Origin of the sequence: Desulfobaculum sp. SPO524 (assembly GCF_044987625.1) — a bacterium.
Taxonomy (GTDB): domain Bacteria; phylum Desulfobacterota; class Desulfovibrionia; order Desulfovibrionales; family Desulfovibrionaceae; genus Desulfobaculum.
Map to the genome: position 1 here is coordinate 97,642 of NZ_JBJDSB010000002.1, position 13,145 is coordinate 110,786.

At 64.7% G+C, this 13,145-nt stretch carries 9 protein-coding genes; all 9 read right to left on the reverse strand.

From position 1 onward, the window contains the following. Positions 1–203: 203 nt before the first annotated feature. Positions 204–1,214 carry a GTP 3',8-cyclase MoaA gene (gene moaA / locus ACI3L3_RS06015; RefSeq protein ID WP_404844211.1) on the reverse strand — a complete coding sequence of 337 codons (1,011 nt, stop codon included), beginning with the start codon at positions 1,212–1,214 and terminating at the stop codon, positions 204–206. 17 nt (positions 1,215–1,231) lie between these two features. After that, entirely contained in the window at positions 1,232–2,359 is a 1,128-nt protein-coding gene (locus ACI3L3_RS06020) for a 4Fe-4S dicluster domain-containing protein (protein ID WP_404844212.1), read from the reverse strand. A gap of 1 nt (position 2,360) precedes the next feature. After that, a complete protein-coding gene (locus ACI3L3_RS06025) occupies positions 2,361–3,014 on the reverse strand; it encodes a molecular chaperone (protein ID WP_404844213.1) in 654 nt (217 codons plus the stop codon). 48 nt (positions 3,015–3,062) lie between these two features. Continuing rightward, positions 3,063–3,929, reverse strand: a complete 867-nt coding sequence (locus ACI3L3_RS06030) for a dimethyl sulfoxide reductase anchor subunit family protein (protein ID WP_404844214.1) — start codon at positions 3,927–3,929, stop codon at positions 3,063–3,065. A gap of 2 nt (positions 3,930–3,931) precedes the next feature. Beyond that, positions 3,932–4,552 (reverse strand): DMSO/selenate family reductase complex B subunit, encoded by a 621-nt coding sequence (locus ACI3L3_RS06035; protein ID WP_404844215.1) that lies wholly within the window; start codon positions 4,550–4,552, stop codon positions 3,932–3,934. A gap of 13 nt (positions 4,553–4,565) precedes the next feature. After that, positions 4,566–7,004 (reverse strand): DMSO/selenate family reductase complex A subunit, encoded by a 2,439-nt coding sequence (locus ACI3L3_RS06040; protein WP_404844216.1) that lies wholly within the window; start codon positions 7,002–7,004, stop codon positions 4,566–4,568. Between the two features lie 213 nt (positions 7,005–7,217). Then, complete coding sequence (locus ACI3L3_RS06045) at positions 7,218–8,672, reverse strand: sigma-54-dependent transcriptional regulator (protein WP_404844217.1); 1,455 nt, start codon at positions 8,670–8,672, stop codon at positions 7,218–7,220. Between the two features lie 15 nt (positions 8,673–8,687). Then, on the reverse strand, positions 8,688–11,261 hold the full coding sequence (locus tag ACI3L3_RS06050) for an ATP-binding protein (protein WP_404844218.1): 2,574 nt from the start codon (positions 11,259–11,261) through the stop codon (positions 8,688–8,690). 74 nt (positions 11,262–11,335) lie between these two features. After that, positions 11,336–13,015: an FmdE family protein gene (locus tag ACI3L3_RS06055; RefSeq protein ID WP_404844219.1), complete on the reverse strand. Its 1,680-nt coding sequence runs from the start codon at positions 13,013–13,015 to the stop codon at positions 11,336–11,338. Positions 13,016–13,145 lie beyond the last annotated feature (130 nt).

Genomic DNA, 13,145 nt, shown 5'->3' on the forward strand with positions numbered 1-13,145 from the left:
TGATCGATGCAGTGGGAAATTATTACAAACGGAATGGAGTTGATTCTGGCGGAGACGGGTGGTGTTGCAGGGGTGCCCTCTCTAGTGGCAATGCATCCTGTGGAACTCTGGTTTGCTGCGGCGTTAAGAGGCGGTGATTTGTCTCGAATTATGAAGACGTTACGCAGTTCTTGCGCCCAAGATAAAGACCATGGAGGCGCAGACTACCCCCCTATGGCGGCCATGCCCTTGGCGCTGACATCGGTGTCACGCTCCTTCTGGAGCAGGCGGTAGCCAAGGGGCTTGTCGCCCACAGCGCGGGCGATGGCGGCGTGCAGGTCGGCGTCCGTGACGCCGGGCGTGCGCAATAGGCCGCGCAGCGGCGTTTCGTTGTCGGAGTAGAGGCAGGTGCGCAGCGCGCCGTCGCTGGTCAGACGCAGGCGGTTGCAGGTGGAGCAGAAGTGGTTGCTCAGGGCGGAGATAACGCCGATGCGGCCCGCGCCGCCGGTGATGGAATACATGCGCGCCGGGCCGTGGTTCTTTTCGTTGGTGGCGGGGACAAGCTGGGCGTGGCGGCGCAGCGTGGCAAGAATGTCCTTGGACGACATGTACAGCCGCTGGGTCCAGTGGCTTGCGCCCATGGGCATGAACTCAATGAAGCGGACATCAATGGGCTGGGTGCGGGCCAGTTCGACAAAGTCCGCCAGCTCGCTCGTGTTGACGCCGGCAAGGGCCACCGCGTTGAGCTTGACCCGCAGACCGTGGGCGAGGCAGTCGTCAATGGCGCGGCGGACGTCGGCATATTTGCCAAAGCCGGTGATATCCTTAAACCGTTCGGGACGTAGGGTATCGAGGGAAATATTTACGGTGCTCATGCCAAGGCGGGCAAGGCGGGGAACCACGCCCCGCAGCAGCGTACCGTTGGTGGTCAGGCGCAGGTCCAGCGCCGGGTGGCGCTCGGCAAGGCGCTCCAGAAAGTCCACAGCGCCTTTGCGCGCTAAGGGTTCGCCGCCGGTAAAGCGCACCTTGCCAATGCCGCGCTGCGCCAGCACGCCGATGACGCGCTCAATTTCCTCGTACCGCAGGATGTCGCCATGCGGGATGAATTCGGCGCGGCCGGAACTGCAATACATGCAGCGCAGGTTGCAGCGGTCCGTAAGGCTGACGCGCAGGTAGGCGGCGGTGCGGCCGTGGGCGTCGGTGAGGGGGCATGTGGGCGATGTGGGCTTCTGCATGGGGATATCCGTAGGGGTTAGAGCCTGTCGCCATTGGCGCGGCGCGCGCACAGGGGGCAGAGGGGACCGTCGGCCCCGGCGAAGACCGCGCCGCAGCGCTTGCAGGTGGCCAATTCCCCGCTGGCAAGGAGCCGCGCGGGGGCGGCGAGCAGGGCGGGGGGACCCGGCGTTACCGTGAGGCTTTTGGGCAGGCAGGTGCGGCGGCACAGGCCACAGCCTATGCACTGCCACGGTTCATGCTCCAAACGGAACGCGCCGCTTTGTGTTGTCATGCACAGGGCGCCAGTGGGACAGGCGCGGGCGCATGCGCCGCAGGCGGTGCAGGTCCGGGAGACGGTGATGGCGCTGACGGGCGCGATGTGTGAGGGGGCCTCGCCGGGCGCAGTTTCCTGCGGGGCCGAGGTGGCACAGAGGCGCTCCAGCGCGGCGTGCAGGAGTCTGCGGCGCGCCGGGGGCTGTTTGTCCTCGCCTTCGCCCGCGGCGGGCAAGAGGAGTGGGCGCGGGGTTGTCGCCGCGGTTTTGCGCGGGGCAAATTGCCGCAGCAGGGCGCGTCGCGAAAGGGCGGGGTCCGAGGCATCACGCGGGGCGCGCGCCGCTTTGCCGCGCGCGGCCGGGGCCTGCGTGATGGTGAGGGCGCCCGGAGCAAGCTGGTCAAGGAGCAGCGCGGCGTCGCGCAGGCGCTTTCCGTGGTCGCCGCACTCGCACGCAGCGCAGGCGTTGGCCGGGAGGACCAGCGCGGTGACGCCGGAGGCCGCAAGGGCGGCCAGCGTTTCCACACCAAGGGCGGAGAGGCACCCCGGTATGCGGATAACGGGCGCGTCGGTGTCCGTTTCAGGGCCAGCAGGCGCGCCGGAACAGGCAAGGGCAAGGGTGCTGCGGTCCTCACGCAGGGATGCGGCGCGCAGGAGGTCCGCCACGCCGCCACAGTGCAGGGCATCCGCAGGGCAGACCGAGGCGCACAGCCCACACCCAAGACAGGCCGAGGCGTCCACATGGGGCGCGTCGGCAAGGGTGATGGCTCCCGCAGGGCACACGGCAACACACCGCCCGCAGTGCCGCGAGGGCGCGGGCAGGCATGCACCGGGAGTGACCTCCGGCGGCGTGGCCGAGGTCTGGCGGGAGAGCAGGGCGCGCCACAGGGCCATATTAGGCGGTCTCCACCCCGGCGAGGATGCCGTCCAGCTGGGCAAGGGTGCCCCGGCCAAGCTGGGCAATGCCCCGGTAGTAGTTGGTGGCGGCCTTTTCGGCAATCTGGTCAAGGCACTTGGGACCCCATACGCCCAGATGGTCGGCAATGAAGGTCCGCGCGGAGGCGATGTGCTCGCGCATGGTCTGGGGCGCGCCGTCGTCTGCGGCCCGCAGGGCCAGCGTCAACAGGTGCGCCACAAAGGCGAATTCCAGCCCGATGTGGTCATCCGGCTGGTGGGCGTTGTCCGGGGCTTCAAGGCCGTAGGCGGCAAAGATGCGGCGGACCTCAAAGGTGGGCTCGTCAAAGAGCAGGCGCTCGCGCGTGGTCCAGACGGATTCCCAAACCGGAACCGGGTCCGTGGGGCCGATGAAAAGCTCGGTATGGTCGCGGGAGACGGCGTGCATGGCCTCGGGGCCGGACACGGCGAAAAAGGCGCGCAGGGTTTCAAGGCCCTTGGCGGTGTCGTCGGTGTCGGCGGGTAGGGGCCATTCGGCAAACAGGTCGTCCTTGCCGAGGGTCTCCAGAAAGTCCTGCGTCGGTTCGGCAAGCAGGGCGCGGCTGAAAAAGCCGCAGGCCAGCGTACAGGCGCTTAAGGTATCAATGGTGCTCATAGGTCATCCATGAATCGGGCCGGGGTTTCCCCCGGCCCGTTGGTGTTGTTACAGGCCGATGCGGGCGTAGGAGAGGTAGAACATCATCCTGCCCAGCACTTCGCCCGCGGCCACAAAGGCCAGCGCGCAGAAGGTGGCGGTAATCATGGTGCCGGAGGCGCGCTCCAGCATGGCGCGGAACGTGGCCCAGCCAAAGAGCACGGCGCCGGCCACGATGAGCAGCATGCGCACCACGAACAGGCCGGAGCCGCTGGCGAACAGCACGCTCAGGCCGGAGACGCCGTAGTGGTTCTCGGCGCTTCCTGCCACCATGGACAGCGGAATGCCGATGAACTGCAGCGCCAGCCCAAGGGCGGCCACAACGGCCACCACGCCAAACAGGCGGCCACGCAGGGCGTCGTCGTCCGCGCCGCTACGGCGCATGCGAAGCGCCAGCAGCAGCGCGCTGCCAACAGCGCCGATGAGGAACGTGGTGCCGAAGAAGGACAGCGCCGTTGCGCCGGTATCCCACACAGGGATGGTCACCAGCTGGTACACGCGGGACATAACGTACACCGCAACCAGACCGGCCACACAGGCCAGCGCGCCCAGCGCGCCGGCACGGACGCCCTTGGAGCGCAGCAGCGTCAGCACGGCAACAAGGCCGAAGAAGCTGCCGGTGGCAAGGATTTCGCGGCTCAGCCACGACTTGCCGATGTTGGCCACCGTGAACACGCTATGCAGGGGCGTGCCAAGGTGAGACAGGGAGATGACAAGGCCCACAGCGGTGAGCAGGCATGCGGCCGGCGTATGCCAAGACAAGAGCGAGGTGGCCCTGTCGTCTGCGCTGAGGGCGCGGGCGATTTCGGACACGATGAGCATCCCCGCCGCACACTGGACGAGGATGGTGAACAGGATAAGGCTCCATTCGTTCATGACTAGACCTCCTCGGGGTTGCGGATCTTTCCGCTGCGGGAACCCGCGGGCTGTGCGTTGCGGTTGGGCCGGAACACGAGGTTCGGCTGCGTGATGCCCTTGTCCGGCAGGGGTGCGACAACCTGCGCTTCGCCGTACTTGGCGACGAGGTCCTCGTACTCACCGTAGTGGAGCGCCCTGCTGGGGCAGGCGGCGACGCAGGCCGGAGCCTTGCCTTCTTCGAGGTAGTCACGGCAGAAGTCACACTTGGTCATCTTGCCGATTTCGGGGTTGTACTGCGGGGCGGAGTAGGGGCAGCCCCATTCGCAGTAGCGGCAGCCCACACACTTGGTGTGGTCCACGCTGACGATGCCGTTCTCATCCTTGTGCATGGCCGTGGTGGGGCAGGAGCGCACGCAGATGGGATTTTCGCAGTGGTTGCACGACAGCGACACGTAGTAGGCGAAGATGTTCTGGTCACAGCTGCCGTCGGCATTGGTGACCCAGTTGCCGCCCACATATTCGGAAACGCGGCGGTACAGGACGCCTTCGGGCAGGTCGTGCTTGTCGATGCAGGCGATCATGCACGTCTTGCAGCCGGTGCAGGCTTCCATATCAATATAGAAAGCAGGTCTCTTGAGCATTGGTCAGACTCCTTTACGCCTTGGCGACCTGTACCAGATTGGTATGCTGAGGGTTGCCCTTTGCAAGGGGAGAGGGGCGCTGCGAGGTCAAAACGTTCACGCAGCCGCCGGTGTCCGCGCCCTTGGAGTTGGGCGTGAACCATGCGCCTTCGGGCAGTGAAAGCACGCCGGGCATCATTCTGGGGGTCACCTTGGCGACGGTGAACACAGTGCCACGGCCGTTGTAGACCTTGACCTTGTCGCCGTGCTTAATGCCGCGGGCGTCGGCGTCCATCGGGTTGATCCACAGTTCCTGCGGGGCAACCTGCTTCAGCCAGTCCACGTTGCCGTAGGTGGAGTGGGTGCGCTGTTTGTAGTGGTGGCCGATGAGCTGCAGGGGGAATTCTTCGCGCAGCGGGTCGGACACGCCTTCCCATGTGGGGGTGTACTCGGGCAGGCCGGTAATCACGTCGCCTTCGGCAAGCTCCCACTTCTGGCCCAGTTCCCACAGGCGCTTGGAGAAGATTTCCAGCTTGCCGGAGGGCGTCTTGACCGGGTGCTTTTCCGGATTGTCGTGGAAGTCCTTAAAGGGCACGTTCGGCTTTTCCGTGTTCATGCGCTTGAAGATGCCCATGGCAAAGGCGTCTTCCAGCTTGGCCGGAAGCTCGGGCAGCAGCTTTTTGGATTCGTCGTAGATGTGTTGGACCCACTGCTGGCGGGTACGGCCTTCGGTGAAGGTCTGCTCCGCGCCAAGGCGCTTGGCGATGCCTGCGCACATGTCGTACACGGTGCGGCACTCAAACATCGGCTCCACGGCGTGCTCGGCAAAGATGACGTAGCCCATCTTGGAAGCGGAGCCCTGTGGGGCGAAGTCGTCTTCCTCAAGGTTGGTCACGGCGGGCAGCAGGATGTCCGCATAGCGGGCGCTCGGCGTCATGAAGTTTTCAATGACGACGATGGTCTCGCACTTGGAGTCGTCCTGCAGAATCTCGTGGGTGCGGTTGGCCTCGGAGTGCTGGTTGATGATGCAGTTGCCCGCGTAGTTCCAGATGAACTTGATGGGCGTTGCCAGCTTGTCGCGGCCCTTGACGCCGTCGCGGGTGGCGGTCATTTCCGTGCCGCGCTCGATGGCGTCAGTCCACATGAAGCACGAGATGGAGGTCTTCACCGGGTTGGACAGGGTGGGGAAGCTGGCAAAGGGAACGCCGTAGCCGCTTTCGCGCGCGCCGGTGTTGCCGCCCTGCACGCCCACGTTGCCGGTGAGGATGGGCAGCATGCTGACGGCGCGGCAGTTCTGCTCGCCGTTGGCCTGACGCTGCACGGACCAGCCCTGCGAGATGTAGCACGGCTTGGCGGTGCCGATTTCGCGGGCAAGCTGGATGATGCGGCGCTGGGGGATGCCGGTGATTTTGGCGGCCCATGCCGGAGTCTTGGCCGTGCCGTCCTTGCCCTTGCCCAGGATGTAGGACTTGTAGGAATTTCCTGCGGGCACGCCTTCGGGCATGCTGTCTTCATCAAAGCCGATGGTACAGCGGCGGATGAAGTCGTTGTCCACGAGGTCTTCGGTAATCATCACGTAGGCCAGCGCGCTGATGAGCGCCGTGTCCGTGCCGGGGCGGATGGGAATCCACTCGTCGGCCACGGTGGCGGCGGTGTCGGTGTAGCGCGGGTCCACAACGATGACCTTGACGCCGCTCTTCTGGCGGGCTTCGATGAGGTCGTGGATGATGCCGCCGCCGCTCATGCGGGTGGCGCCGGGGTTGTTGCCGAAGAACACCACCAGCTTGGAGTTGACGATGTCGGACACGGGGTTGCCGCTGACCCAGCCGTCACCAAAGGTGTAGGGCAGGGCCATGTCGATCATGGCGTCGCTGTAGGTGCCGTAGTGGTTCAGATACCCGCCGAGGCTGTTCATCAGGCGGGCGATGGGGGTGGCGCCGGTGGGCCACGACTTGGAGAGCACCGCACCGAGGTTGCCGGTGCCGTAGTTCAGGTACACGGACTCGTTGCCGTGCTTTTTGATGGTGTCGCCAAGGCGCTTTGCCACTTCATCAAGGGCCTCGTCCCAGCTGATGCGCTCGAACTTGCCTTCACCACGCTTGCCGACGCGGCGCATGGGGTACTTGATGCGGTCCGGGGCGTAGATGCGGTGACGCATGGAACGCCCACGCAGACAGGCGCGCACCTGATGGTTGCCGTAGGAGTCGTCGCCGAGGTTGTCCGTCTCAATGCGGGTAACCACGCCGTCCTTCACATGGGCGCGCAGGGCGCAGCGGCTGCCACAGTTGACGTTGCAGGAGGTCCAGACGATGTCTTCGGCCTCGGTGCGGGCGCTGACTGCGGGCTTCAGGCCGTAGAACAGGCCGCCGCCGGAAAGGGCGGCGACACCACCAAGCGCGGCGCTCCACTTGAGGAAGCTGCGGCGCTTGATGCCACCCTTTGCGGGAGTTTGTGATGCCTTTGTTTCGTGCATTCTCAATCCTTGAAGATGGTTTCGTGTGTGTTGGAACGGAAACCTGATCGTGTCCAAATTGTCACAGAAGGAACAAGATGCGTGCCATAGAGCGAAAGGCTTTGATTTCGGGCAGATAGTGAACGTTGTGGCCGCACGCGCCGCGGCGGGTTCCACTTTTTGTGGAGGGTGCGGCGCTGTGTGGGGTGTCCGTGTCCAGCGTGGGCGGAAAAGTTAGTCCTTATCGATGTCAAAGCGCTTGAGCTGGGCGTAGATGCGGCTTTTACCAAGGCCGGATATTTCACACGCTTCGCTCACCTTCCATCCGGCGGCTTCCATAAGCCCCGTAAAATAACACTCGTCCATAACAGTCAGAATTTCCTCACGAAAATCCTTATAGTTCGGAAAGCCGCCCGTGGCGCACAGGTGCGCGTCGAAGACGCCCCGCATGGCGCGCTGCGGGTCGCAGGCGGCGTCCGGCGCGCTCTCGCTTGTGCCCGTGGGCACACTGGCGAGGTTCTCCTTCAGCATGCTGATGCGCAGGCGCTCGGGCAGATGCTTGAAGAAGAGTTCCGGCTCGTAATAGGCGCCGACGATGGCGCTCTCCAGCGTATTGCCCAGTTCGCGCACGTTGCCGGGCCACGAGTGGGCGCGCAGGGCGTCCATGAAGTCCGGGGCGAAGGTTTTGGGGGTAATGCCGTTTTTGGCGTAGATGCGCTCCGCCAGTGCGGGGACAAGGGCGTCGATGTCCTCGGGGCGCTCGCGCAGGGGCGGAATCTGGATGGTGACGGCGCACAGGCGGTAGAGCAGGTCCTCGCGGAATTCGCCGTCCTCAGCCATGGTTTCCAGATTCCGGTGGGTGGCCGCCACCACGCGGAAGTCGCTGGAGACCTCGTGCTGGGCGCCAACGGGGCGGAAGCGTTTTTCCTGCAACACGCGCAGGAATTTTTTCTGCAGGTCAAGGGGAAGCTCGCCGACCTCGTCAAGGAACAGGGTGCCGCCGTCGGCTTCCTTGACCAGACCGGTGCGCGGGGCGTCCGCGCCGGTAAAGGCGCCGCGCACGTGCCCGAACAGGGTGCTCTCCATGAGGTTGGCGGGAATGGCGGCGCAGTCCACCACGATGAAGGGCTGGTCCGCGCGGGCGCTGTTTTCGTGCAGGGCGTGGGCGAAAAGCTCCTTGCCGCTGCCCGTCTCGCCGGAGAGGAGCACATTGGCGTTGCCGCGCGCGGCGATGGCGAGGCGCTCCATGGTCTTCTCTATGGCGGCGCTGTCGCCAACAATGCCGCAGCGCTTGACGGGTGCGGGGCGGGTCAGCTCGCGCAGGTTGTCGCGGTATTTGAGCACGCGCTTGAGGGGCAGCAGGATTTTCTTGGGGGACAGGGGCTTTTGCAGGTAGTCCCACGCGCCGTTTTTGATGGCGAGTTCCGCGCCGTCCGGGTCGCCTGCGCCGGTCATGATGATGACCTCGGGCGGCACGGGCAGGTTCTTCAGGTGCGGCTGGATGTCCAGACCGTTGCCGTCGGGCAGGCGGACGTCCAAAAACAGCACGTCAAAGTCGCCGCCAAGGGCGCGGCTGAGGCCGTCGGCATAGGTGTGCGCGCTTTCGGCGTTGTGCCCGATGTTGCGCACCAATTCGCCGAGTGCCTCGCAGGTGGGGGCGTTGTCGTCAATGATCAGAACATTTGCCATGATATTCCTCTGTCGCTAGGCCTGCCGGCCGTCTTCGGTCTGGGGGCGCAGATATTTGCGCACCGTGACGGCAAGGTCCTGCAGGCTGACGGGTTTCTTCAGGTATTCCTGTATGCCAAGGCGCGCGGCGTCGTGCTCGTTAAAGCTGTGGCTGTAGCCTGTGCACAGAATGATGGGCACATCCGGCCGGATGGCGAGGATTTCCCCCGCCAGCTTGTCGCCGCGCAGGTCCGGCATGTTGTAGTCCGTGATGACGAGGTCAAAGGACGCCGGGTCCCGGCGGAAGTCGCCAAGGGCGGCGCGGCTTTCCGTGGCGGCATGCACGCGGTAGCCAAGGCGCGTCAGCAGGCTGGTGTACGACTCGGTAAGGTCGTGCTCGTCATCCACAAACAGGATGCGGCCTGTGCCGCAGGGCAGGCTGGGCTTTTCATGCGCGGGCTGGACTTCTTCGGCAAATTCTTGCGCGGGCAGGAGCACGGTAAAGGTGGAGCCTTTGCCGAGGGTGCTGTCCACCAGCACGGTGCCGCCCCATGATTTGACAATGCCGTCCACCACCGCAAGGCCGAGGCCCGTCCCCTCGCTGGGGGTTTTGGTGGTGTAGAACGGCTCGAAAATGCGTTCCAGTTTTTCCGGACTGATGCCCGTGCCCGTGTCCGCCACCGCAATGGCGAGGTAGCGTCCCGGTGGCAGGGAGCCACCTTCCGGACCGCCCGTCATGCGGCGGTGCACTGCGCCAAGGGTGATGCTCAGGCGTCCGCCCTCTGCGTGCATGGCGTGGGCGGCGTTGGTGCACAGGTTCATGAGCACCTGATGAATCTGCGTCGGCTCGGCAAGAACCGGCGGCTCCGGCGACTGGATGGTGTAGTCGATGGCGATGGACGCCGGGAGCGAGGCCTCAAGGAACTTCACGGTCTCCTTCACAATGGGGCTGATGGTCAACAGCGCCACTTCGTCGCCGCCCTTGCGGGCAAAGCTGAGAATCTGGCTGACGAGGTTGCGGCCTCGGTCCGCCGCCGTGAGGATGCTGCGAATTTTGTTCTTGAGGGTTTCGTCGTCACCGGCGTGGAACATCTCCACCAGTTCGCCGTTGGCGATGATGACGCCGAGGATGTTGTTGAAATCATGGGCGATGCCGCCGGCAAGGGTGCCGAGGGCTTCCATGCGCTGCACGCGCTGGAGCTGGCGCTCCTTCTCGTGCAGGGAAATTTCCGTGCGCTTGCGTTGCAGGGCTTCCTCAAAGGCGAACAGCATCTCCGCCAGCAGGGTGACTTCACTTTGGGTATGCGCCTGCCGCATGCGCGTTGCCGCGATGATTTGGGGCTTGGCGTCGTGGTCGCCCTGCAGCGGTACGGCCACAACGTGCAGGTGCGCCTTGCCTGCCTCGTCGGTGCACAGCGCCTGAATAACGCGGCCACGCGCGAGGTCGCGGACCTGCGTCTCGTCCAGCCGGGTGGAGAGAAAGAGCGTGGCGTGCTCCTCGGATGCATCATGCGAGGCCACGCCGAGCAGTTCCAGAATGGAGCCATCGGCGTGCACTTCGCCCCATGCGGCGTAGTCGCTGCCGGACAGGCCCATGGCCTCATCCAAACAGCGGCGCATGACTTCGCGCTCCGTGTGGCACTCCAGTGAGCCGAGCAGAACCTTGTTGATGGAGCTTAGCGCCGCGGTCCGCAGGGCCACCTGCCGTTTGAGGCTGCGGTTCCATACCAGGATAAGACAGATGCCGCCGATGACAACACCCACCGCCGCCAGCATGCCCAGCCAGAAGGTGCGGCTCATCCAGAACGGTTCGTACTGCAGGGACAGCCACTTTTCCTCAATGGCCTTACGCTCGTGCGGGAGGATAAGGGCAAAGCCCTTGCGCAGGATGCTGTTGAGCATCTGCATGTTCTTGCGCGAGGCCATGCGCAGTTCGATGGAATAGTTGGTCAGCCCCGCGATGCGCAGATTGCTGATGCGCGCGTTGGCGATGTAGTGCGAGGCCAGCGCCATGTCGCAGATCAGCGCGTCAATGTCGCCAACGGCCAGCGAGCGCAGCCCGCCGATATAGCCGCCCGCCACGGGCACCACTTCGCAGTCCACCTTGAGGCGTGTTTTCAGGTACTTGGTGAAGTCCGGCGACACGGTGACGCCAATGCGCATGCCGCCCAGCTTGTCGAGGGTGAGGTCGTCCGTGAATTCCTTTCGCGTGATGATGGCGGCGGGAACGCTGACGTAGGACTGGGTAAAGTCAAGGTACTGCTGGCGCTCCTCGGTCATCTCAATGGCGGCGATGATGTCGATGTCGCCGGCCTTGATGCGCCGCAGGAGTTCCTCGCGGTTGCGAAAGCGGACGGGCTTAAAGTCCAGCCCCACCTTTTTGCTGATGAGCTTGATGTAGTCCGCACTGAGGCCGGTGTACGTCCCCTCAAGGTCAAATTCCTCGTACGGGGGGAAGTGCAGGCTGGTGCCGATGGTGATCTCGTCCTTGTGGTCCTTAATCCACTGCCGCTCTTCGGGCGTGAGGGGATTTTGGGGCGAGTAGTCGTCGCAACCGGCAAGAACGGTGATGGCCACAAGGGCGAGGAGCACAAGGGCTCGCTTGAGCATGGGGGGTGACTCTCCTTGGATGCGCCCGCCGCCCCGGGGGGGGCGGCGGGGCGGAGCATCCATAAAGGCCGTGGCTATTTGCCGAAGGGGCACTTGGGGAAGCTGCAGTTGGTGCAGCCAAGGCACATGCCGCCTTCGCCAAGGCGGGCGAGGTCTTCGCGGGTGATGGACAGACCGGCCAGCAGGCGCGGCAGCAGCAGGTCAAGGCTGGTGCGCTTGAAGAACAGCGCGCAGGCGGGAACGCCCAGCAGCGGCGCATCGCCAACGCGGCCCACCAGCGTCATGGCGCCGGGCAGAATGGGCGCGCCGTAGACGAGGTCCGTGGCTCCTGCGTCCACAAGGCCGTGGCGGGTGACGTCGTCCGGGTCAACGGACAGGCCTGCGGTGGTGATGATGAGGTCGCAGCCGTCGGCAATGAACTGCTTTACGGTGTCGCGGATGATGTCGCGGTCGTCGGGGACAATGGCGCAGCGGTGCACGCTGGAGCCAAGGTCCGTGAGCTTGGCGCGGATGATGCCTTCAAAGCGGTCCTCAATGGTGCCGTTGAACACTTCATCGCCGGTGATGAGCACGCCCGCGCGGGCGGCCTTCAGCGGCAGCACCTGAAAGACGGGGCCAGCCTCAAGGGTGGCCATGGCGCGCTGGAAGTCCGGGCGGCGCAGGTACAGCGGAATGGCGCGGGTGGCGGCCACTTCGGCGTCTTGTCGCACGAGGGTCCAGCCGTTGCGGCTGGCGGCCATCACGCCGGGGGCGAGGTTGAAGGCGTACAGGCGGTCGGTATCCACGCACAGCAGGCCGTCGCGCTCGGCGCGCAGGGTGACCTTGCCTTCGTGCGGTTCTGCCGGGGCGTGAACGCCGGCGCCGGACATGGCGTCTGCAAAGGCCTTGGCGCAGTCGTTTTCGTGCACCCAGTCCTCGCCGACTTCGCTTTCGGAAACATAGACGTTGTTGCGGCCCATGGTCTGCAGGCGGCACAGGTCGCCCGCCTCAAAGGTCTGGCCCTTGCGGAAGGCCGCGCCCTTGCTCTCGCCGGGGACGATGCGGGTCATGTCGTGCAGGGCGTCCTTGCCCACGGCGTCGTCCACGGCCACGGTGTGCAGGGTTTCCGGCACGGGGTAGACCACGGATTCGCCGTCGCCCTCAGTGGTGGCGGGGCGCACGTAGGGGGATTCGCCACGGCAGGAGCGGCACATGGGGCCGTGCATGGAGGGGTAGGCGTCGCCGCACAGGGGGCAGATGGCAATGTCGCCCTTGCTGCGCTTGACCAGCATCTCCTTGCTGACCTGAATAGGCTCCACGCTGAGGATGTCCGCGCCGTAGGTGCCGATTTCCCAGCGGAGCTTGTCGGAGTCCTGCTCGGGCTTGGGCTTTTCCTTCAGGAACCATACGCGCAGCTCCGAGTCCGCCGGGAGCTTGTCCACGTCCAGACGCACGCGCACGCCAACGCCGGTGTATTTGTCGTACATGCTCATGGCGTAGATGCCAAAATTCAGCACACGCACCCAGCCGTTGCCCAGCGTACAGGGCGTCAGCATCTGGATGGCGTCGGGCAAACACCACGAGGTTTCGGAAATGGCCTCAAAGAGGGTGCCTTCGGGCAGGTGGCGTCTGGCCTCTTCCACCATGTAGCCGCCAATAAGCAGGCCCGGGGCGGGATAGTTGTGGAACAGGCGCGCCATCTCGATGAATTCTTCAAAGGTATGGGAACCGATATTCCTGTATCCGGCAGCGCCGGACGTCTGGGATGCAGTCATGTGATGCTCCTGATGGATGATATAGGGGGTGCATCCGCTCAGTACAAGGAGTGTGCCAGAAAGGGAATGTTGTGATGGGAACGATTTCAACAGGTTAGCTGAAGAAGCGGCGCACGCACGAAGGGCAGTT

Excerpts from the sequence above, each read along its gene's own strand:
- moaA (WP_404844211.1), bottom strand. The coding sequence starts at position 1,214 with ATGCAGAAGCCCACATCGCCCACATGCCCCCTCACCGACGCCCACGGC.
- ACI3L3_RS06020 (WP_404844212.1), bottom strand. The coding sequence starts at position 2,359 with ATGGCCCTGTGGCGCGCCCTGCTCTCCCGCCAGACCTCGGCCACGCCG.
- ACI3L3_RS06025 (WP_404844213.1), bottom strand. The coding sequence starts at position 3,014 with ATGAGCACCATTGATACCTTAAGCGCCTGTACGCTGGCCTGCGGCTTT.
- ACI3L3_RS06030 (WP_404844214.1), bottom strand. The coding sequence starts at position 3,929 with ATGAACGAATGGAGCCTTATCCTGTTCACCATCCTCGTCCAGTGTGCG.
- ACI3L3_RS06035 (WP_404844215.1), bottom strand. The coding sequence starts at position 4,552 with ATGCTCAAGAGACCTGCTTTCTATATTGATATGGAAGCCTGCACCGGC.
- ACI3L3_RS06040 (WP_404844216.1), bottom strand. The coding sequence starts at position 7,004 with ATGCACGAAACAAAGGCATCACAAACTCCCGCAAAGGGTGGCATCAAG.
- ACI3L3_RS06045 (WP_404844217.1), bottom strand. The coding sequence starts at position 8,672 with ATGGCAAATGTTCTGATCATTGACGACAACGCCCCCACCTGCGAGGCA.
- ACI3L3_RS06050 (WP_404844218.1), bottom strand. The coding sequence starts at position 11,261 with ATGCTCAAGCGAGCCCTTGTGCTCCTCGCCCTTGTGGCCATCACCGTT.
- ACI3L3_RS06055 (WP_404844219.1), bottom strand. The coding sequence starts at position 13,015 with ATGACTGCATCCCAGACGTCCGGCGCTGCCGGATACAGGAATATCGGT.